This window comes from Mycoplasma sp. 4044 (assembly GCF_053851695.1).
Genome location: NZ_JBSQBD010000002.1, coordinates 15233 through 37519 on the forward strand (window position 1 = coordinate 15233; position 22287 = coordinate 37519).

The 22287-nt window shown below is 29.8% G+C and carries 8 protein-coding genes; 5 read left to right on the forward strand and 3 right to left on the reverse strand.

Annotated features, from left to right (window positions below):
• Positions 1-246 precede the first annotated feature (246 nt).
• The 3 genes from ACWXVN_RS02180 to ACWXVN_RS02190 form a co-directional block, all read right to left on the reverse strand.
• Positions 247-642, reverse strand: a complete 396-nt coding sequence (locus ACWXVN_RS02180) for a hypothetical protein (protein ID WP_455978976.1) — start codon at positions 640-642, stop codon at positions 247-249.
• 377 nt (positions 643-1019) lie between these two features.
• Positions 1020-15308 carry a GDSL-type esterase/lipase family protein gene (locus tag ACWXVN_RS02185; RefSeq protein ID WP_455978977.1) on the reverse strand — a complete coding sequence of 4763 codons (14289 nt, stop codon included), beginning with the start codon at positions 15306-15308 and terminating at the stop codon, positions 1020-1022.
• 19 nt (positions 15309-15327) lie between these two features.
• Positions 15328-16764 carry a potassium transporter TrkG gene (locus ACWXVN_RS02190; RefSeq protein ID WP_438341765.1) on the reverse strand — a complete coding sequence of 479 codons (1437 nt, stop codon included), beginning with the start codon at positions 16762-16764 and terminating at the stop codon, positions 15328-15330.
• A 565-nt stretch (positions 16765-17329) separates the two neighbouring features.
• Here ACWXVN_RS02190 and ACWXVN_RS02195 point away from each other — a divergent pair.
• The 5 genes from ACWXVN_RS02195 to ACWXVN_RS02215 all read left to right on the forward strand — a co-directional run bounded on the left by ACWXVN_RS02195 (position 17330) and on the right by ACWXVN_RS02215 (position 22265).
• Complete coding sequence (locus tag ACWXVN_RS02195; RefSeq protein WP_438341766.1) at positions 17330-18022, forward strand: NAD-binding protein; 693 nt, start codon at positions 17330-17332, stop codon at positions 18020-18022.
• Between the two features lie 101 nt (positions 18023-18123).
• A complete protein-coding gene (gene ileS, locus ACWXVN_RS02200; RefSeq protein ID WP_455978978.1) occupies positions 18124-20775 on the forward strand; it encodes an isoleucine--tRNA ligase in 2652 nt (883 codons plus the stop codon).
• A complete protein-coding gene (locus ACWXVN_RS02205) occupies positions 20768-21385 on the forward strand; it encodes a signal peptidase II (protein ID WP_438341768.1) in 618 nt (205 codons plus the stop codon). The genes ileS and ACWXVN_RS02205 overlap by 8 nt, the downstream gene beginning before the upstream one ends.
• Positions 21386-21400: 15 nt before the next feature.
• Positions 21401-21964, forward strand: a complete 564-nt coding sequence (efp, locus tag ACWXVN_RS02210) for an elongation factor P (protein WP_438341769.1) — start codon at positions 21401-21403, stop codon at positions 21962-21964.
• A 1-nt stretch (position 21965) separates the two neighbouring features.
• On the forward strand, positions 21966-22265 hold the full coding sequence (locus ACWXVN_RS02215) for an MMB_0454 family protein (protein ID WP_455978979.1): 300 nt from the start codon (positions 21966-21968) through the stop codon (positions 22263-22265).
• Positions 22266-22287: the final 22 nt, after the last annotated feature.

A 22287-nucleotide genomic window follows, 5' to 3' on the forward strand; every position in this document is an offset into this window, starting at 1 on the left:
AAAGACGATTATAGCTGTTATATTAATGTTTCTTCTCGAAAATACAAAAAAAGATGTTTTGATACAAATGTTTTGTATCTTTTGAGTCTTTTTGATGCATCTTGTTTGTATTAGTCTTTCAATAATTACTCAAAAAGCATTTAGTTAGTCGAATAACGTAGTGAAAAAAACAAAACAAGTTCACTCAAGAACTCATAAATAAATTAAAAAGCAGTCTATTGACCACTTCTTAATCCTTTCTAAAAATTAACTAACTAATTTGGTTTTTTGTGCTTGTGCTTCTAATTTGTTTAATTTAATAACTCTTACCATTTTGTAAACTGCAAAACTTGTTAAAAAGATACCAAAAATAATGAAAAGAGAACAAAAGGCATAAAGGGTGTTTTGAACCGATCTGTGATATGTCATGATGTAAAAATCGTTTATGGCTTCATACTTATTGGTAACTATTAATGGATTAGAACCACCTCAAACAAGCTTTTGTGCGAAATTGAAACTACCGTTTCATGCACCATTCTTAACCGTTATTGCATCATTACCCAAATGTAAAAAGATAGAAGTAAAAAGAATTACAAAGACACCAATGATTGTCAAACTTATTCAAAAAAACAATTTAAATTTAAAGGTTTTTAATACTTTCATATAAGTAAATTATAAAACCCCCAAGGAGACTAACATGAAAAAACCGTTAACAAAAGAAGACTAACTAACAGAAAGTTACGAAAATTTTAGCTCAGTTAACTGACCTACTTTACCTTTCGTCAAAGCATTTTTTGACTACATCCTAGAGCCCAATCAACAAAATTTGCAAAACAAAAGTTTTTTAGCAACTGACAACTTAACAACTCATAACTTAGATTTTTAAATCACCAAGTTAGCTCTTTTTGTAACCATGTTTACCTCATAAACTCGAAAAATTAGGGGGATTTTCACTTTTTTATTTCAAGTTTGCGATAAAAAGCAAACAAAAAAAGAACAAAACAATATGTTTTGCTCTTCTTGTTAGATTGAAAATATTATTAGTATTGTCCTTTTTTGATTTGATCCATTTTTGAATATTTATTAATAGAAACTTTTCCTGAATTATTCATTGAGATGGCTCACCCACCGTCTTTTATGGTTTTAAGAACATATTCTTTTTTAGTTATATGTGGACGACCATCACCATAAGCATCAAAGTTGATATAAAGACTTGTTGCTTTTGGATCTCCCGCTTTAAATCCAGAAGTCATCAAAATAAAGAATATTGAGTCTGGAGTATAGTTTTTTTCTTCTACATAATAATATCTAGGTCAATTATAGTTTGTGTAATAAAGATTCAACTCATTTCTTATTCTGTCGTAATTGGTTTTGTTCCCACCTTTAAAATAGTAAGCCAAGAACTTTTTGAGTGGGACACCACTAGCATTATCTTCCTGTAATGCTCAGAATGTTGCAACATTTGATGTAAACATTCCAATAAATCCTTTTTCTCTATCATCAACATAAGTTTCACGATAATACATATTAAATACTGCGTAATTTACCAATGTAAATATTCTATAAACAGCTTTGTATTCTTCATATTGACGACGTTTTTTGAAATCTTTATAATCATCAGGAACTTTTGCATTAGTCCAGGCAACAGCCAATAATTCATATGTTTTAGAAAGGAAACTTACGATATCTCCCGGACTTGGTACTCAGTAGTCTTTATTTTCACCTTCAGGAACATTTGCTGTGCCAGATTTGGCAGTTAGCTTTCCGATTACTTCAAAAAATGAGCTTCCAGTAATTTTATCGATATCTTTCTTACTTGTTCTTTTTGAAGGATCTGGATCCATATTTAAGTTTCTTAAACCATTATATAGTGGAGAATCTTCAAAATTTGATTTTCCGATAAATAAGTTAATAAGTTTAACCATCATTGTTGGACCTATTGGTCAGTTATCAGTTCTTCCCATCAAACTATTAAGAATAGTAATATCATCGATTGGTATTCTAGAAATTACTTTATTCATAGCACTGGTAATGAATTCTGTTGGTTTAAAGATATTGAAATTTAGGGCTTCTTTTTGTAATCATCAGAATGAACGATTTAGAATTTTATTTTCAAATCAGTTAGTATTAATGATTTGAGGCAACACTCTTTGGATAAATGTACTGAATGTAGTAATGTCATCATCGGTAGTATTATCAAGTTTCATAACTTTAAATACCGCTTTACTAAAAATTCTTCGGTTTTCTTCTTTGCCAATGAAAGTTAGAAGAGTGTCTTTAATGAAGTTTTTAACTGGCGTTTGTTCGTGTTTAATTAATAGGCTTAAAACCTTTTGTAGACTTTGTTCATCACCTGATGTATATTCTTTTCAAGTTTTTAGATCACTTGTGAAGAAATCGCTTAATAATTGGCGAACAAATCTACTGATACTATCATATGTTGAAATGTCTTTAACAAGTTTGTTAACTTCTTTTTCTTGCTCTTCATCAGTAATTCCTAACAAGTAAGCAATATTAATGTTGGAAATAGCATTGCGTGCTAGACGAATAAATGCATCAGAAATAATTTGTGCTTTGAGTCTAGGAATTGTTTCATTATTTGGGTTAGGAATTGAGTTGTTAAATACTCGTAGCAAGTTAAGAACAATACCTTCAAGTTTTTCACGTTTCTTTTGTTCTAATTCTGGATCCTGTTCAGTTGAAGGAACGTCTTGAGTATCACTTGTTGCTCCTTCGCTTGCTTTCGCTTCCTGTTCTGTTATCTTTTTAACAATTTGCATAATGAAATCTAAGAAGTTGGCAAGTTTATCTGTTTGAGTACTTACAGCTTCATCTTGCTGTTTGCTATCAGCAAAATCAATTGATTCATCAGGAATCATAGTATTAATTACATATTCAGGTAATTCACTAGTGATAATTGCATTTCAATCAATATTAGTGATGATTTTTACTAATAGTTTGTCAAAAATCTTACTGTCTAGTACCATTCCATCAAGAATATCTAAATCTTTCAGTTGTTCCATTGCATCAGAAATCAATCTCTTAGCAAAGTTTTGTTTTGCTAGTTTTGATAATAATGCTTCAATGTAGTATCTGAATTGAATTACATTTTCGTTGCCAACTGTTAAGCCTATTTTGTATTTATTATTGATGTAATTAAATAAGTCTAGTGAGAATTCTTGTGTATTTGATTCTTTTGAAAATGCTGCGTCTAAACCTTTGATCAATATATTTTTTAGATCTTCAATGTTTAGGGAGATGAATTGTTTTACAAAATTGTTTAAATCTTCAGCATTTTGATACTCGTCTAATTTATTTGACAAGTATTTTTGTACTATTCCCTGCAACAATGCATCAACTTCCTCATTGTTAACAGCAGTTGACAGAATGTGTTGCACTGTAGGATCTGAAATGAAATCGGAATTGATTTTTACTAAGTTTTTCTCTGTTTCAATGCCTAATTCATATCTAATGAATTGCGATACAAAGTCAGAAGATCAACGAGAAATTTGTTCATTTGTTGAACCATTCAAACTTTTTAGAACAACCAAAATGGCATTCATAATTTTGTTCGATTTTTGTTTTGCTTGTTCTTCAGATTGACTATTCGATTCTGAACTTGACTCAGGATTTGATGTTTCTGAAGAGTCTGTGCCATTGCTATCTGTGATTTGTTTAATTGCTTCTAGACTCTTAGATCTAATTAATTTGTAAACAGTCATCAAGTCTTTTGCTGAATGTTCTGAATTAATCATAGAGTTAATTAGTAATTTTGTGTTCTTTTCAGTGACATATTCACTTAGATCAAGATCTTCAAATGCTTCTTTAACTGCACTAACAATTCCTGCTTTATTAAATTGTGAATCCTTAATAAAGTCAACATCTTGCAGTTTGTCTAGTATTTTCGTTAAGGCTGTTGTGTAAACATCTGTGCCTTTGATAAAGGTGAATAAACTTTCCAAAACATTTCTAGTTGCTTGTTTTTGGTCATCAGTTAATTGCTCTACACCAACATATTTAGCAAGTACTTCAATAAGAATTTCTTTTAATGAAGACTTGATATTTTCATCTGAAAGAACTGAATTGATAAAGTTTTCAATTCCTACTACTACATCACCTTTAGCAAGTTTAATGAATGTTTTAATTACTTCGTTGGCATTTTGAGCTGGCGTTAAATCATAACTTTTATCTAAGAATTTGAAAATCAATGAAGTTAAAAGACTGGTATTCATTGACTCAAGATCTGTTGGTTTTTGATTTTCCAAAATTGCCAATAACAAGTTTTTGATGTTAGTTTCTTGCGAAGCATAATCTTTCAATACATCTTTTAAGTCTAAATTACTAATCTCAAATTTAGCAATGTTATACATTACATTAGCAACTGCACTTTTTAGTTTTACATTATCTTGTTCAATAACTCCATTTAAGGTTTTAATGATGTTCGTTGCAAGTGATGTTAAATCAATTTTTTGACTATTTTCAGTATCTTGCTCAGTGTCTTGATTTTCTGAATCAGTATTTTTATCAGTATTTGAGTGTTCTTGAGTGTTGTTTGATGAAGATTGTTTGTTATCAATAGTTCTTGCTCATTTATAAACATTTAAGATGTCGTCTTGCGCTTGATCGATATCGTTTTCAGTGTCAAAAATAGCATTAATTACTGCTTTTAGACTTGGCTGATCTAACAATTCACCAATTGCTTGACTTGAGCTAAAAATATTGTTTATTGCCCTGATGAATTCATCTTTAACTTTTCAATTTAAGGCAAAAATATCATTTTCACTCAAGACTGTTGAAATCTTATTAAATATTACGTTGTATGCAGGAACACTAGCAACTGTTTTTAGAATTCTTTGTGCTAATCTTTCAAAACTTTCTCTTTGGTCTTCGACAAAATTGTGTTTTGTTGCTTTTTGTACTACATCTGCTAACGATTTAGCGACTAAATTGTTTACTACATCATCTTGCAATAGAGATGCTACTTTCTCTTTTAGATATGTAATCACTCTTTGCGTATTTGCTCTTATTACAGCATTAGCAAATTCTTCAATACTTTGTTTTTCTTCATATTTGTGAGTTGAAGCAAAATCTTTAATTAAATCTTTTACTAGGCTAATCAAATCATCTTGATTTAAAACTTTTTGACGTAATTGCTCGATCAAGTCTTTCTGATTTTGACTTAGATTTGCATATTCTGGTAAATCCTTTAATTGTTTGTTAACAAATTCGTTAGCAACTTTGTTAATTAATTTTGCTATTTTTGAAATTATGATTGCATTGTTTTCATATTCTTCAGGAAGTGATCCATGAAGTGCCTTAGCAATAACTAAACTTCAATTTAAGCTCGGAACTGATAAGTGGAATTTATTATCAACAGTTTCCTGACTTTCAGTGTTAGCTTCCTGTGAAGAGTTTTCATTTTTATATTTAATTACCTTAAATGCATAGTCATAAACTTGCACTAAGTCATCTAATTCTTGCTCAATAGCAGTTAATCCAAGTACTTTTTCAAGTAATTTTTGAATATTTTGTGCACTAAGGATGGTTTTTAGATACTCTTCATTTATTACGTCGTTAACAAACTCTTGAACCAGGTTAGTGTTTCAAGCGGAATTTGTAATAATGCTATCTTTTGTTGCTAGGAATGATTTAGCTTTATTTAAAACTAAGTCATAGATTTGTTGTTCACTAACAAAATCGATTAGTCTATTTGCTAGGTTAGTTAATGCTTGTAAATCTTGTTCGTTTGCTTGTTTATCAAAAGAAGTATTAATTGCTTCAGTAATAACTTGTGATAGTTTTTGTTTGATGTCTTCGCTTGCTAAACTTTGTGCTATGACTGAAGATAGTGAATCAATGATAGCTTCTTTATTTAAGTTATATGCCTTGTTAACTATTGCATCAAAATCTTCTAATTGTTTATAGTTTTCAGAAGCAATTAAGTTAGCAACAGCATTCGCAAGGGTTTGGTTTAGTTTTGGATTTTCAATTGCTACATCTTTTAGTGAAGCAATTAGTGATTTTTGTGCTTGGCTAAGAGTGTTGTTGTTTTCATTATCTAAGAATTCAACTAAGTGTTTATTAGCTATTTTTAGCGCTAAAAGCACAACTTTTTGACTGATTTGTTGACTATTATCTGAAACTGAATTTGAAAGAAGTTTTACGACTTTAACAACATAATCTTTTCAGGTTAATTGTTCTTGTGTTTGACCTTGACTGGCTTGTGAATTCTCATCAACTGGTTGACTGATTTCAGCATCTGTAGATTTTGATTCTTGTTGTTTTGAAGTTAATAACTCTTTTAAGTTTGGATAAACAATTTCGTAAAGTTTAAATAATTGTTCAACATCATGATTTTGTGCATCAGCTGAGTCAAAAATTGTGTTTGCAACAACATTGATATCTTGTTTTGCAGTATTTTTAACCACAAAATCAAAAGTTAAGAATTCTTTTTTCAATTCTTCAACAAGAGTGTTGTTCAACTCTAGTGAAGCTGTTAACAAGTCGTTAGCTTCAGTGATTGAAGCAAATTTTTCAAATGCCTTTTGGAACAAGGTAGTTGTTGAAACTTTAGCTAGTAAACGGCTTAGAAGTGGAGTTGCATTAAGCTCAAAATCACTAATTTTTTCAGTTTCAATTTTTAGTTCTTTTTCAACTAGTTTTAAGACAACTTGAATTATCGACTCTTTAACATCGTTGTCACTTAAAAGACTAGTAATTTCGCTTTTTAGTGAAGTCGTTACAGTTTGTACGTTAGCCTTAACTAGTGAATTAACGAAGTCTGCTGCTGAAGTTTTAGTCTTGTACTTGTCGCTAGCAAGATAATCTTTTAGAACTGATTTTAGTCCATTATCGACATTTTCAGAAACTAATAGTTTTGTTTCTAGAACATTAAATAGATTTTGTTGTTCGGTTGTCAAGTTTTTAAATGTTGCAGTTTCTTTAAACTCGTTATCTAAATAATCTTGACTAATTAATTTAGCTAAATCTAAAAGTTTATTGATGATTACTTCTTGATTTGCATAATCATTTGGCATTGAGTTATGGAAAGCTTGTAAGACTAGTAAGCCTCAATCTATTTGTGGCAACTCTATTTTGAATTGATTGCTATCTGTTTCGTTAGTATTTTCTGGTTGTGAATCAGTATTTGCTTCTTGCGGGTTATTTGCCTTATCTTTAACAACTTTAAGAGCATAACGGTAGACTTGAACTAAATCATTTAGCTCATCTTTTCCTTGTCCTGTTCCCAAGATTTTTTCAGCTAGTGCTTGAATATTTTTATCAGTTAGTAGACTATTAATGAAATCTTTATCAACTAAAGCATTAACAATATCTTGAACAACTTGTTTGTTCCACATTCCATCACTAATGATTGTTTCATTTGCATTTAGAACTTGAGTGGCTTTTTCAATAATTGGATTTAACACAGAATTTTGGTTTGCAAAATCAAGTAGTTTTTGCACCACATTGATCATTGCTTGTTTATCTTGCTCTGAAGCTAAGTTATTTAGATTTGTATTGATTAAATCGACAATTATTTTGGCTAAATTAGTCTTTAAATTTTCATTTTGCATTAAATCAGAAACTAAGTTTTCTAGCATTGGAGCTAATTGTTCTTTATTTAAGGCAAAAGCTTTATTAACTATGGCATCAAAAGTAGTTAAATCATCATAGTCATTTTGACTAATTAATTGTTGAATTGCACTGGTTAAAAATTCATTGAATTTAGTATTTGCAAAACCGTTTTCAATAACTTGTTTGATTAAGTCTTTTTGTTCTTGAGTTAGATTTTGACTCTTATCTACTAAATCATTTAATTGTTCGCTTGCAATATTTAGTCCCAATAAAACAACTTTTTTGCTAATGATATCAGCGTTTTCATCCACTGAATTATTTAGCATTTTAACAGTTTTAACGACTCAGTCTTTTCAGTCTAAAGTCTGTTTATCTTGACTATCTTCAGAACCTTGTGAACCTTCGTTTTGTTGCGATTTATTGATTAATTTAACAATTTCTGGATATAGAATTTTGTAAAGTTTTGCTAGTTGTTTAACATCATTATCTTCTTTGTCATTAACGTCAAAAATGATGTTTGCTAAAACTTTGACATCACCTTTAGAAGCATTGTCAAATACAAAATTGATTGAGCCAAAAAGTTTTTTGAATGCTTCAACAAATTCTTGATTAATTGCAAGTTCTGGAGTTAGTAAATCTTTTGCATCGAAAATTTCCTTTGATTTTTCGAATACTTTAGCATACAAGTCACTAGAACTTAGTTTAGCAATTAGACGCGAAACTAAAGGTGCAGCATTTTGTTCAAATGTTGCTTTATCTTCTTCTTTAATTTCTAATTTCTCTTCAATTAAGTGAAGAAGCACATCATTTAAAGATTGTGCAATTTCATTATCACCTAGTAATGAAGAAATTTCATTTTTTACATAATCTAGAACTACTTGACTATTGTTTTTAACAAAATCATTTACAAAATCAGCAACAGTCTCTTCATTTTGATATTTATCTGTTGATAAATAGTCAGATAAAACAGTTTTTAGAGTGTTTTGAAGATTTGAAGAATTTAAAACTTTTGCTTTAACTTTTTGCAATAAGTCTTTTTGTTCTTGAGTTAATGATGTGTAAAAATCTAATTTTGTTAACTCATTGTCTAGATAATCAGCAGCAACTTTAGTTAATAAAGTTACTAGTTTGTTAACTAAAACATCTTTTTTGTCAAAACTATCAGGTAACGAGTTACTAAATGCTTTGATTATTACTTTTGCCCAATTGATTTCAGGGATTGAAATAGTGTTTTTACCTGTTGTTTGTTGTGAATCTGTTTGAGTATTTTGATCACTAGTTTGTGAAGATTTGTTTTGGTCTTTTACAACTTTTAATACGTAATGATAGATATTTACTAAATCATCTAATTCAGTGTCATTTTCTTCAGTTCCCAATACTTTTTGTAATAAAGATTGTACATTTTCAGTATTAAAGACTGAAGTTAAAAATTCTTCATTCAATAATCCATTGATAACGGATTGGAAAACATCAGTATTCAATTTGCCATCAACCATTAAATTATTTTGGTTTTCAAGAACTGTTTGAACTCGTTTGCTAATAGTATCAATTATGTCTTGTGAAGACACAAATTCAAGAAGTTTTTGCACTAAATTCTGCAAAGCGTTTTTTTCTTGTTTGCTTGCTAAATTGTTAAGTTTTTCATTAATTGTAGAAGCAATGATTTTAGCCAGTTTTGCTTTATTATCTGGTTGTGAAATGAAGTCTTTTGCAACTGAACTAATTGTTGAGATGAAATCATTTTTGTTTAGTTCAAATGCTTTATTAACTAAAGCATCAAAAGTTTCAATTCCTTGATAGTCAGGACTAGAAATTACATTGTAAATTGTTTTTTCTAGAAGCGAAATAATTTGTTTATTTTCTAAAGCTTGTTTTTCAAAATCATTGATTAATTGTTTTATCTCTTCTGAAAGATCTAGCTTATTGATTTGATTTTGAATTTCGCCATCAGCTAGTTTTAGACCTAATTTGACTAGTTTGTGGGCTATTATTTCACCATTGCTAGTTACTGAATTGCTTACTAATTTAACTATTTTAACAACTAGTGATTTCCAGTCTAAAGGTTCACCTTCTTCATCTTTTAGAGAATCAATAACAATTACCAATAATTGATAAATTGATTCAACATCTTGATCTTCAGTGTCAGTCGAAACAAATAAAGCATTTAGAATCTTATCAACGTCTGGTTTCGATGTTGAATCAAATACAAAATCAACATTTAATAATTGTTGTTTGATAAGTTTTACTAATTCTTGATTAATCTCAGTTAGGCTAGTTAATAAATCGTTTTTAGTTAAAATTTCACTTATTTTTGCGAATGCACTATTGTAAAGTTCAGTTGAAGGAATAACAGAAAGTAATCTTTTAGCAACTTGTTCAAAGTATTGTTTTCAAGTCGCTTGTTGTTCATCATTTAGTTTTAATTCTTTGATTATTAATTCGTTTACTAAATCTATTCAAGCTTGTTGATTTTGTTCTGTAGTTAAACTTTGTGATAATGATTTTTTGACTAAATTAATGACCTTGTCAACATTGTCTTTTACTAATTGATTAACAAAATCTTTTGTTGATGTTACATTTTCGTAACGATTTGAAGCAATAACACTTGTAACAAATGAGCTTACTAGTTCGTTAAAATCTGGATCACTAACGAAATTAATGCTTAATTGCTTAATTAATGTAATTTGATCTTCAGTTAAAGCATCTTTAATTTGTTTGATATCAAATAAGTTATTTTCAACAAAATCTTTAATAGCAAAAGTTATAAACGAAGTCAAATTAGTTTTAATTTGTTCGTTTTCAAAGTTTACAGAATTAATAATTTTCTTGATAATTCCAATGTATGGATCTGTGTTTTGACTGCTTTGTTGTTGTTTTTCATCACTTGCTTCTTGATTTTGTGATTGTTCGTTAGTTTTTTCGCTTAACACTAAATCCAGAACCGGTTTTTTGATTGCCAGTCAAATTCTAGTTAAACGAGCTACATTTTCATTAGTGAAAAGAGCATTAACTAGCAAGTTAATGTCGTGTTTATTTAATAATGTTTCAACTGTTAAGCCTTCGAATAAATTAGCTCAGGTAATTGAATTTAAATCATTAATATCTTTTTGATCTAGTTTATTGAAATTATCAAGTACTTGTTTTTTTAAACTTTGGTAAACATCCAATGTATTAGCCTTAGAAATAACTTGCGAAAGAATTTCTTTGATATCGGTAGTTACTTCTTTGTTTAATGAGTCGATTTTTAACTCTTTTTTCATCAAATCAGTGATTTTGTCAATAACAAAATCTCTAATTACTGAAACATTGTTAATTTTTTGAACTAGTGAATCGATGTATGATGAAAGTTCTTCTCTGTTCTTGTTAACAAAGATAGTAATTAAATTAGCAAAGTTGTTAGCTTTGTTGACTTCTGAATTGTTAGCAGTTAAAGTTTGACTTAAAACATCCTTTAGAATAGTCTTAGTTTGACTATCTTGTGCTAGTAAGTTTCAAATTTCCTCACCTTTTTGTTCGTCAATAGTTAGTAGAGAAGCGATTTTTTGAACAAAAAAGTCTTTAATTGAGTCATTATTTGAAAGTTTATCAACTAAACTATTCAAGTGATTTCTAGTGTCTTGACTATATTGCGAAGCAGTTAATTTTTTGTTAAACGCTTTAATTACTTTAAATATTGTTTCACCATTGATTTGAATGTTAACTTCAACATTATCTGTGATTCCACTATTAACTTCAGCATTAGTTTCAGAATTTTTGTTTTCTTTCGGCATTAAAAGTTTGGCCACAGTATCGAAGTTATTGTCTAATACACGAACAATGGTGTTAATTTCTTTATCAGTTAGAAGATCTAGTAATTTATCAATGTTATCAATCAAAATAGTGTTAATTACACTTTTTACATTCAATAAATTACTTAAATTTGTATTTTGAAGTGAAACAACTAAATCATCACTTAGATTAATTGAGTTCAATAATTTGTCAAAAATACTTTTAGCTGTTGAACGAACAAAATCTTTTTGAGTAAGTTCAGCAAAAACTTTTTCAAGTAGTTTTTTGATAGTGTCAAAATCACTTTGTGTAGCTTGAATGTGTTGTTTTAAGTAATTTACAATGAAATCAGCTACTGATGAAGCAATGCTTTGAGTATTTTCAGAATCATTTAGTAAAGTACTTAAAACATTGTTTAATAGTTTATCAATTGCTTCAGTGATTTTGACTGTTGCATAGTCTTTGTATCAATTGTGTGGACTGGCTTGTGCTCTTTTGATTGATTCTTCATTGAATAAAGAAGCAAAAATTTGTTCAAGTGCTTCTTTAACTAATGTGTCAAATTTTTCTTCGACTACATAACCTAAACGGTTCATGATGTTTTGCAATTGTTGTCTTAAACTATCTTCTAGTTGTAATGAACTTAGATCGATATTTTTGATTAAACTAATTAATTTGTCTTTAAGTTTTAAATTATCGAATACAACATTGTAGAATTTAGGGCTTTGCACGATTGGTTGCAATGCTAATAGTCATTTGTCTAATTTAACATTAACAAAATCGTTGTTGTTATTATCTTTTGCAAAAATTACACCAAAAAACTTGTTAATCAGTTCGATTGTATTAACTTTGAAAATACTATTAATGTTTTTAGCGAGTTCTTCAAAAAAATCAGCTGAAGTTTTGTTTTGAATTTCAGTTTGTGTTACTTTTTGAATTAATTCTTTAAATAAAACAGTATTTGGTAAATTTTGAAGAACAGCTGCAATATTTTGTTGCAACAAGGTTTTTTGTTGTCCTGATAATTCAATGTCAAAATAAACTTCTAAAGCGTTATAGAAAAGATCTAAACCTTTTTGTTTTGATTTTGAGTCCTGGTTAATTACATCTGCTAGAGCTGAAAGTACTTTTTCTGGTTTCAATAAATCGATATTTTTTACTAAGTTAGCCAGAATTTCTTCAAATGTAGCACCTTTGAATTTAGCGATATTATCAATAAAATTATTGAAAATTTCTACTAATGCATCACTAAATTTAGAACTGCTAAAAATATCGTTTAATAACGCTGAAACTCATTCATTTAGTGCTTCTCTTAGTCCACCTTGATTTAGATAACGTAAATTAAGTCCGTTAACTAGGTTGTTTTTATCTAAGAAGGCATAAACTTTATTAACTAAATTCCCTTGTGCATAGGCACTTAAAAATTGTGGAATTAAGTCAGATCTTAAAACGTTTGATTCAACTAATAATTTGAAAATATCTTTTAGGATTTGTTTTAGATTTTCATTAGTTACTAGCTGTTCATTATTAATCAAGATTACTGCTAATTTTTTGATTTCTTCGACACTAATTTGACTTTGTCCTAAGTCAGTGAATGAAATATCAGTAATCAAGTTACTGTTAACGAATGATTCAAGAATATCTTTTAGACCTGCTGCATATTTTTCATCATTACCTATTTGGTTAATAAAATCTAAAATAACTTCAGCATTTTCATTACCTTTATATGGTTTTAAAATTGCACCATAAATGCTTTGAAGCATAAAGTTTTTGAAGTTAAAGTTGTTGTTTTCAATGCTTTTTATAAAGTTAGAAATGATTAAATCTAGCATTCCATCTAAATATGGTTTGCTTGGAATAACTTTTAAACTTTGAACTGCAAAGTGGGCAATATTGGCCTTTTGTTCATCACTATATTTTGTTGCAAAAGTATTTTCTAATTGATTAATTACAACGTTTGAAACATACTTTTCAAATGAACTATTGTTAGCTAAAAAGTCGATAAGTGTAGCAATAACTTTACGAATCTCTGCGCCGTGGCGCTCGTAAACTTTGCTTAATAAGTCGGTCATTGAGTATGAAGAAGCAAAATAAAAATCATAATTATCAATAAAATCATCTAAAACTGCTGAAGCCGCAGAAGAAATAGAATTATTGATTTTTTCATCATTTAAAATTGCATTAACAACATCTTTGTGATCTTTATCGATTAGTTCTAAGACAATTTTGCTTGTTAACAAATCTTTAACGATTGCATTTTGTAATGATTTGAAGTAATTTTTATCTTCCTCATTTTTAACTACATCAGACTTGTAAATCGATTTTAAGGTTGCAAAAATTAGTGGCAAATTGAAAATGTTTTTTTCAAAAACGTTTTGAATTTCATTAACTGAAATGTTTTCAATTTGTTTTTCACTGATTAATTTGTCTAAATCAGCTTGTAAATTAGCAAAAAGCTTATCGATATATTTTGATTCAACAAATGCATCAATTAATTTCGACATAAATGAAGATTGCTTGTTGTCGGCAATCAATTTAGCAAAAAATGCTTTAATATTTGGCATTTGATCATAGTCAACACCAATATTTTTAAACATTCGTTTTAGTAAAGATTCAAAATTTTCTTTTTCAAATAATAAGGCCGAATCGTTAGTTCAGAATTTAATTAATTTTCCATAATCAACAACTGGATTTTTTAATAAGAAATTGTAAATTGCTTTGTTATAAACGGTTTGTTCAAAGTCATATCTAACATCAATAGAATCGGTGTTTTGCACTCCTGAAGCACTCAATTTCAACACAATTCTTTTTAGTTCTATATTGCTTTTGGCAAATTTTAGACTTTGTTTAAAACTATTTGCATCACTATCTAGATAATCTTTATCAGCCACTATTTGACCGTTTTCTTCATCTTGAGTTAATGACATTTTCAAGAAGATATCTTGTGCCATTTTTTTGTATCCAGCAATATCTGGGTGAATGTCAAAAATATTACTTGATAACAAGTTAGCGTTTTTTAGTCAGTAAATTTTGTCAAAAGTATTGATGTATTGAACATCGGTATTAGCTGCTGTTTGTTTAATTGCACCATTTAAGATATCTAATGCTTTTTCAGTCAAATCAGTAGTTAAAAGACTGAATTTTTTATCAATAAGTGGTGAAAGTCTTAAAAAAGGCATTGGATAAGAAATTAAATTAATTCTTAAATCCGGATTGATTGCTTTAAGTTTGGTAATTAATTTTGTGTAATTTTCAATGATGTTTTGGCTTGCTTGTTGAGCTTGTGAAATAAAATCATCATAATATTTTTTGATTAATTCAGAATTATTTGTTTCATCAAAACTTAACGTTGAAAGAATACTGAATAAGTCAACTTGGTTAATGAAATCATTTGCCCCAAGTGAAATAGTCATCAAATTAGCATTCTTAATTTGTTGCTGTAAAATACCAAACTCATTGTTAGCTTGTTCAAAATTATTGAATAAATATTGCAATCTTTTTTGTCCTTGGATAGTGATTGGATTATTGCTGTCACTATCAATATTTAAGTCAAATTTCAAGTTCGAAGTAGCTTTTTGCTTTTCATTTTCGCTTGCAGATTGTGGGTCTAAAAGATATAGTCAATCCGTGATTGTTGTTCCTGACAAACCGAAATTATAAAAGCTTTCAAGGCGATTAGGATTGGTTTCACGAATTGCATTGGCAATAAAAGAAGAATAAGACATTCCTTGTACTTCTTTGTTTTCACTATCGTAATATCCACCTTGATCAAATCCTAGTTTAACATTAAAACCAGCTGCAATAGAGTCTCCTAAAGCAGCGTATTTGATATTTCCACTAATAGCATAACTATTTTCTACTACTGGTGGTTTAGGTTCTTCTTTTGAGTTTTTCTTTGTCAATAAAATCGATGTAGGAATTGTTGCTCCTAATAGTGCTAAAAGCCCTAATGAAGCAGCAACAGCAATTTTTCTTTTCTTTTGCATACTAATCTCCTATTCCAAGTTATCCAATTGAAATATCCTCATAAATGTATTGAATTCTTGAACTATAGTGTTTTTGTCTTCCTCATATTAGAATTGTTGAACTAATTCCAATCCGTCCAATAAACATCAATAGAATCAGTGTTATTTTTGAATAAATATTAAGGTTAGCCGATAGTCCAGTTGATATTCCGGAGCTACCGAAAGCTGATAAAGTTTCAAAAAACACTAAAACGAAATTAAATTTCTTTTGTGAACCGTCATAATCTTTTCATGATTCATTTGTTAGTCCGTTTGCTGAAGTTGTGACTACTAACATACCAATAAATACTAAAACTAACCCGATTACAAAAACATTAATTGCTTTGATAAGGGTTTCTTTTCCGATCTGACGACGGAAAGTAACAATATTTTTTCTTCCCCGGATAACACTAAAAATACTTAAAAATAGTATTGCAATAGTGATATTGCTTACCCCTCCAGCTGTTGACGAAGGAGCAAACCCAATAAACATTAAAATTCCGTGTAAAACTAAGGTTGGTTGGGTCAAAACATAAAAATCAATAGTTGAAAATCCAGCGCTCCGAGTTGCCATTGTATTGAAGAAAATAGCTAGGCTTTTGTTAGCTGTTGAACCATATTGTTCTTGTTTTCAGAATGCCATGCGACTGGATGCCGTTGTTTCTAAAGCAAAAGTCAAGGCAATAGCAACTACTGAAATGATTAATCATGTTGTGATATTCAGTTTTGTAAATAAAGTGATACGGTAACGCTTTTTGGTGGCTAGTGATTCTAATTTACGATAGATGTCATAAATAGTAGGAAAACCAACTCCCCCAATAATGAATAAAATTAGTAAAATGATTTGAATTCCGTATCCTGTGTAATAAACTTGTAAAGATTTACCACCTAAAATGTCTAATCCAGCATTATTAACTGCACTGATTGAGTGAAAAACAGCATACCGTAGCGACATTTCGATATTACCCTTAGGGTCGAACTTGCCACTTACTATCGGATCAAAACTACTTACTCGATCAAATTTATGATGTGCTTTTCAGTCTTGTACTCAAGCTTTATCATCATAAAAACCATCATTTGAAAAGTAAAAATATAAAAATAAAACAATCGAACTAATGATAATTGTGATAAATAAGGTGGTCACACTGACTTTAACTAGTCTTTTTGTATCACCAATGACGGCCGTTCCTCTTTCAAATTGAGTTAAAGAGACATCATGGTTAGTACTTTTTCATCCAAAGTGTCTTATTACCAAGTTGAAGAAATAAAGCTTCAAGGTAAAAAAACCAAAACCTCCAATTAATATGCCAATTGCAATTATCGCTTGACCTAGGGCATTAAAATGTTCACTAATATTAACAGAACTTAGCCCGGTATCGCTAAATGCACTAGCGGCTAAAAATAAAGCATCACTATAAGAAAAATCTTTTTTTCCCATAGGTTGTCCGTTACTATCAAGATTTCAAGTAATTTTCGAATACAAGAGAAAACTTATAATAAAGGTTATTAATAGGTAAATGAGAAAAATATGTTTGATACTTCCCATTCGCTTAAAGTAGTTAAAGAAATTAAATATCTTTTTGACTACTTTACCTTTGCTGGCTATTTTTTTCATATTGAAGATTTTACTACAAATATCCGAAACTTACTCTTTTAGTTTGTTTACATAGTAAATAAAAAAATATTTTTTAGGTCTTTTCGAGGCAAAAAAAGGCAAAAAAAGGCTAATTTTTAGCTTCGAAACGTATTTTTTAACAAATTATCAGGATTGATAGGTCTCAATTATTTATTAATAAATAATTTGAAAGAGGATTTGTGTTTTTTGCCAATTAGGAACAAAAAAATTTTAAGTAAGTATACCAAAAATAAGGATTAAAGGCTTTAAAAAATCTGTTTTTGGACTTTTAAGAAACTAAAATTGTGCTAAATTGCTTAACACAAATTAAAATATTTATAATAGTTAACGTAAAAAGTGCAATATTTTGCAAAAAACAGAGGTAAAAATGAAAAAAAATAAGTCAAAAATTGTTGAAATTTGCATCATCGGAATGGGTCGTTATGGACAAAGTGTTGTCCAAAATTTAATTAAAACTTATGATAATAAATTACACCTAACCTTAATTGACGAAAGTGAAAAGAATTTAATTCCTTTCCGGGATGAAGTAAATAAAGTTTTTGTGGCAGATGCGGCCGATCCTAAAGCGCTAATGGCAATGGCAATTAACGACATTGAAACCGTTGTTGTTGCAACTGGAGATAACATTGAAATTGTGGCAGCGTTACAAGAAATTGGAATTAAAAACATCATTGCCAGAGCAAATTCAGTACGTCACTCACGGGTATTAAAGCAAATCGGAGTAAATGTCATTATTAGTCCTGAAGAAGAAGCGGGAATTAAAACTGCTTTAATTGTTGCCAACCAATCGCTAATTTCATACTCGCAAGACTTAGAAGACGCTGGGGATGGCTTTGTGTTTGGTTCAGCCTACATTAAGAACCCAAAACTAGCTAAAAAAACCATTCGTGAACTAGATGTTCGTAGCAAAAATGCATCAATTGTGTTAATAAAACGTGGACTTTCAAGCTTTTTACCTGAAGGGGACTTCGTCATCGAAGAAGGAGATTTAGTTACTGTAATTGCAAAATTGGAAGACATTATCAATATCATTGACTGATTTTCAGAAGTGAAGAGCTAAGAGTGAACCGACTGCTTGTCGGTTTTTCTTTAATATTTTGGTAAAATATTACATAATACGTCAAATTGTAAAAAATGATTGATTTTAAAACGAGGAGCAATATGAAAGATTACAAAGATACGTTGTTAATGCCTGAGACTGATTTCCCAATGAAAGCAGACTTGGCTAACAAAGAAAAAAGTTACCGTTTACAATGAGAACAAGATAAGTTGTATCGTCAAATTTTAGCTAAAAACAAGAACTTGCCAAGTTTCGTGTTACATGATGGACCACCTTATGCAAATGGTCATATTCACACCGGACACGCAATGAATAAAGTGCTTAAAGACATCATTGTTCGTCAAAAAAATATGGCCGGATTTTATTCTCCTTTTGTTGCTGGTTGAGATACTCACGGTTTACCAATTGAACACAAAATGCTTTCTGAAGCTAAGAAAAATAAAAATGATTTCAGTGTTGTAGAACTAAGAAAAGCTTGTGCCGAATATGCACTAAGTCAAATTGAATTACAAAAAGAAGAATTCAAACAATTATCACTACTTACAGATTTTGAAACCATTTATAAAACCTTAGATAAAAAAATGGAAGCGGATCAATTGCGTTTATTACAAAAAATGATTAATCGCGGATTAATTTACAAAGATTTAAAGCCAGTTTACTGATCGCCTTCGAGTCAAAGTGCTTTAGCTGAAGCAGAAGTTGAATATGCCGATCATATCTCTCCATCAATGTATGTTGCTTTCAAAATTGTTGAAGGAAATGAAGTCTTAGCCAAAGACGATAACGTTGTAATTTGAACAACTACTCCTTGAACTCTAATTGCCAATAGTGGGGTAGCAGTAAGTAAAGAATTCGACTATGTTAAGGTTAGTGCTAATAATCAAAATTACGTTGTTGCAAAAGAGTTGCTTGAGTCTTTAGTTGAAATTTTTAAGTGAGAAAATTACCAAGTTTTAGACACGTTTAAAGGACAAAAACTTTTAGATGCTAAGTACCTTTCGCCAGTGAATGACTTAGTTTGTCCAATTGTTGAAGGTCACCACGTAACATTGGACGGTGGGACAGGTTTAGTGCATATGGCTCCACTTTTTGGTGAAGATGACTTTTTAATTGGGAAAAAGAACAATTTAGCAATGATTATGCATGTTGAAGACGATGGTTCATTAAATAATAAAGCAGGTCAATTTGCTAACTTATTCTATGATGATGCTAATCCAAAAGTGGGAGCACTTCTAACAGAAAAAGGTTTACTACTTGCGTTCAAGAAAATTAAACACTCATACCCACACGATTGAAGAACACACTTGCCAATAATGTACCGTGCAACACCACAATGATTCGTATCTTTAAAACCAATCAAAAAAGAAATAATGGATGCTATTCAAAATGTCCAAACTTTCAATGATTGAAGCAAAAAAAGATTGTCACTAATGCTAGAAGCAAGAGAAAGTTGAACTATTTCAAGACAAAGATCTTGAGGAGTCCCAATTACTGTTTTCTATGACAAAAATAAAGAACCAGTATTCAACGATGAAATTATGGATCACATTATTGCGTTGGTTGAAAAACATGGAACAGATATTTGATATGAACTAAGTGCGGATGAATTATTACCAGAAAAATTCCGTAATTTAGGCTACACCAAAGAAAATGACATTATGGACGTTTGATTTGACTCGGGTTCAACTTCAATTGGTCTGGATGTAGAAGGGATTAAGGCGCCTTTTGATTTATATCTTGAAGGTAGTGACCAATATCGTGGATGATTTAACTCTAGTCTAATCAACTCAATTGCTTGAAGAGATACAGCACCTTATAAACAATTAGTATCACATGGTTTCTTACTAGATGGTAAGGGTGAGAAAATGTCAAAATCAAAGGGAAATATCATCAAACCTTTGGACATCGTTTCAAAATACGGAGCAGACATTTTAAGACTTTGAGTTGCAAATAGTGAATACACTTCTGATATTTCAATTAATGACAAAATTCTTGACCAAAATGTTGAAATTTACCGTAAATTAAGAAACACATTTAAGTTTATGTTGGGAGCAATTAGTGATAATGAGTTCCACGAAACTAAACTTGAATCAATCCATGCTTTAATCGATGAAAGAAGAAAAAACCTTGAGGCTAAAATTGTTGAAAATTACGAAAATTATCGCTTCATTAACGTAATCAAGGATATCAACAATTTCGTTATTGATCTAAGTTCTTACTATATTTCAATTTCGAAAGATAGTTTATATGCAGATGCTAAAAATAATGCAAATCGTTTACAAATTCAATACAACTTCTACAAAATCATTGAAACATTAATTACTGCCTTGGCGCCAATATTGCCAACTACAACCGAAGAAATTTATAAATATTTTAAACACCAAAATAAAAAATCTTCAGTTCACTTGCTTGACTTTTTCAAAGCTAAATCACTTGATTTTACAATCGAAAATCAATGAAAAGAATTCTTTGAACTAAAGGATGAAGTTTACAGACTAATTGAAAATGCTATTAAAAACCAAGAATTCAAGAGAGTGAATGAAGCTTACGTAACAATTAAAACTGACAGTGAATTTATCAAGTCTTTAGATTTAGTTTCTCTATTGATGGTAGCTAAAGTAGATTTTGCTAACGAAACAAAAGTACAACCATTAAAAGATAGTATCAAGTGTCAGAGATGTTGAAACCATTTTGAATCTAGTGAAATCAAAGATGATTTATGTTCAAGATGTGAGGAGGTCATCAATGCTTAATAATGCTAAAAAATGACTAAAAAAGGCAGCTCATGATATTGCTGCTCACTACAAAAAAATCACTTTTTACACATTTCTTGTAAACACAACTATCTTTTTTGCTGTTTTTGGATTAATGCTGGTTATTGACTTAGCAACTAAATATTCAATCTATAATAAAAACGATGCCACCTTGGCAGTTGACTATGGAAGATTATGAGGCCTAAGACATGTTCTTAATCCTGGAACAACCTTCTTTGGTTCTTCACTTTCATATGGATTTTTACATTTTTTGAGTATTGTAATAGTTTTATTAAGTTATGGTATTACGGTATCAATAACAAACAAAAGAAATTTAGCGATTATTATTGGACTAGCAAGTATTAGTGCTGGTGCAGTAGGAAATATGGCTGACAGAATTAACTACGATGGAGTAAGAGATATCTTTATCGTTCCTTGAGCTAGTCACGGAGTATTCAACTGAGCAGACTTAAGCTTAGTGTGTGGAGCAATTTTCACATCATTATACGTTGTTATTTCAAACATTGTTTTTTGAGTTTTAGACTCTAAAAAGCACCAAAATCAAAACCAATCAGCACACACTAGTGCACAACATCAACAATTAAAATAATCATAAGGAGACAATATGTTAAATGTTAATGAATTTAAACCAGGAATCACATTTGAATTAGATGGTGATATTTATGTTGTTTTAGAATCGCAACACTCAAAACAAGGGCGTGGACAAGCAACAGTTAAAGCAAAAGTTAAAAATCTACGTAGTGGTTCAACTACAATCAAATCATTCACCGGTGGAGATAAAGTTAAGCCTGCTAGAATTGAAAAATCTTCAATGGACTATCTATACAGCGATGGAGAAAACATTATTTTGATGGATCAAGAAACTTTCGAGCAAATTGAAATTCCAGTTGCTAAAGTTGAGTGAGAAATGAATTTCTTGAAACCTTCACTAAAAGTTTTAGTACGTAAATATGAAACAGAAGTCTTAGACATTGAATTGCCAGCTAACGTTGAATTGCAAGTTATCTCAGCACCTGAAGCTGTTAAAGGAAACACAGCAAATAACCCACAAAAGAAAGTTATTGTTGAAACTAACTTCGAAGTTGAAACTCCAATGTTCATTAAAGAAGGAGAAACAATTTTAGTATCAACTGAATCAGGTAAATATGTTGGAAGAGCAAACAAATAAAATGAAAGAATGAATTAATGTTAATTCAGGCATGAATGTAACTTATTCAGTTCACATCGATGTACTAAAAAAAGCCATTTGTGAGCAAAAACATGCAAATATTAACATTCTAGATGATTTTCAAATTAGTATTGATAACAACAAAAATAATGTTTCTTACAAAATTAAATACAAAGTAAAGAAAAATGCTGATTTTGTTTTCGAAACTAAGAATCTAATCTTTTTTGTTGAACAAAAAACATTCAGCTTAATCAATGTTAAACCTATTAATGTTAATTTAGAATATTGCGGAACATATTAATTAAACACAAACCCCAGCCAGA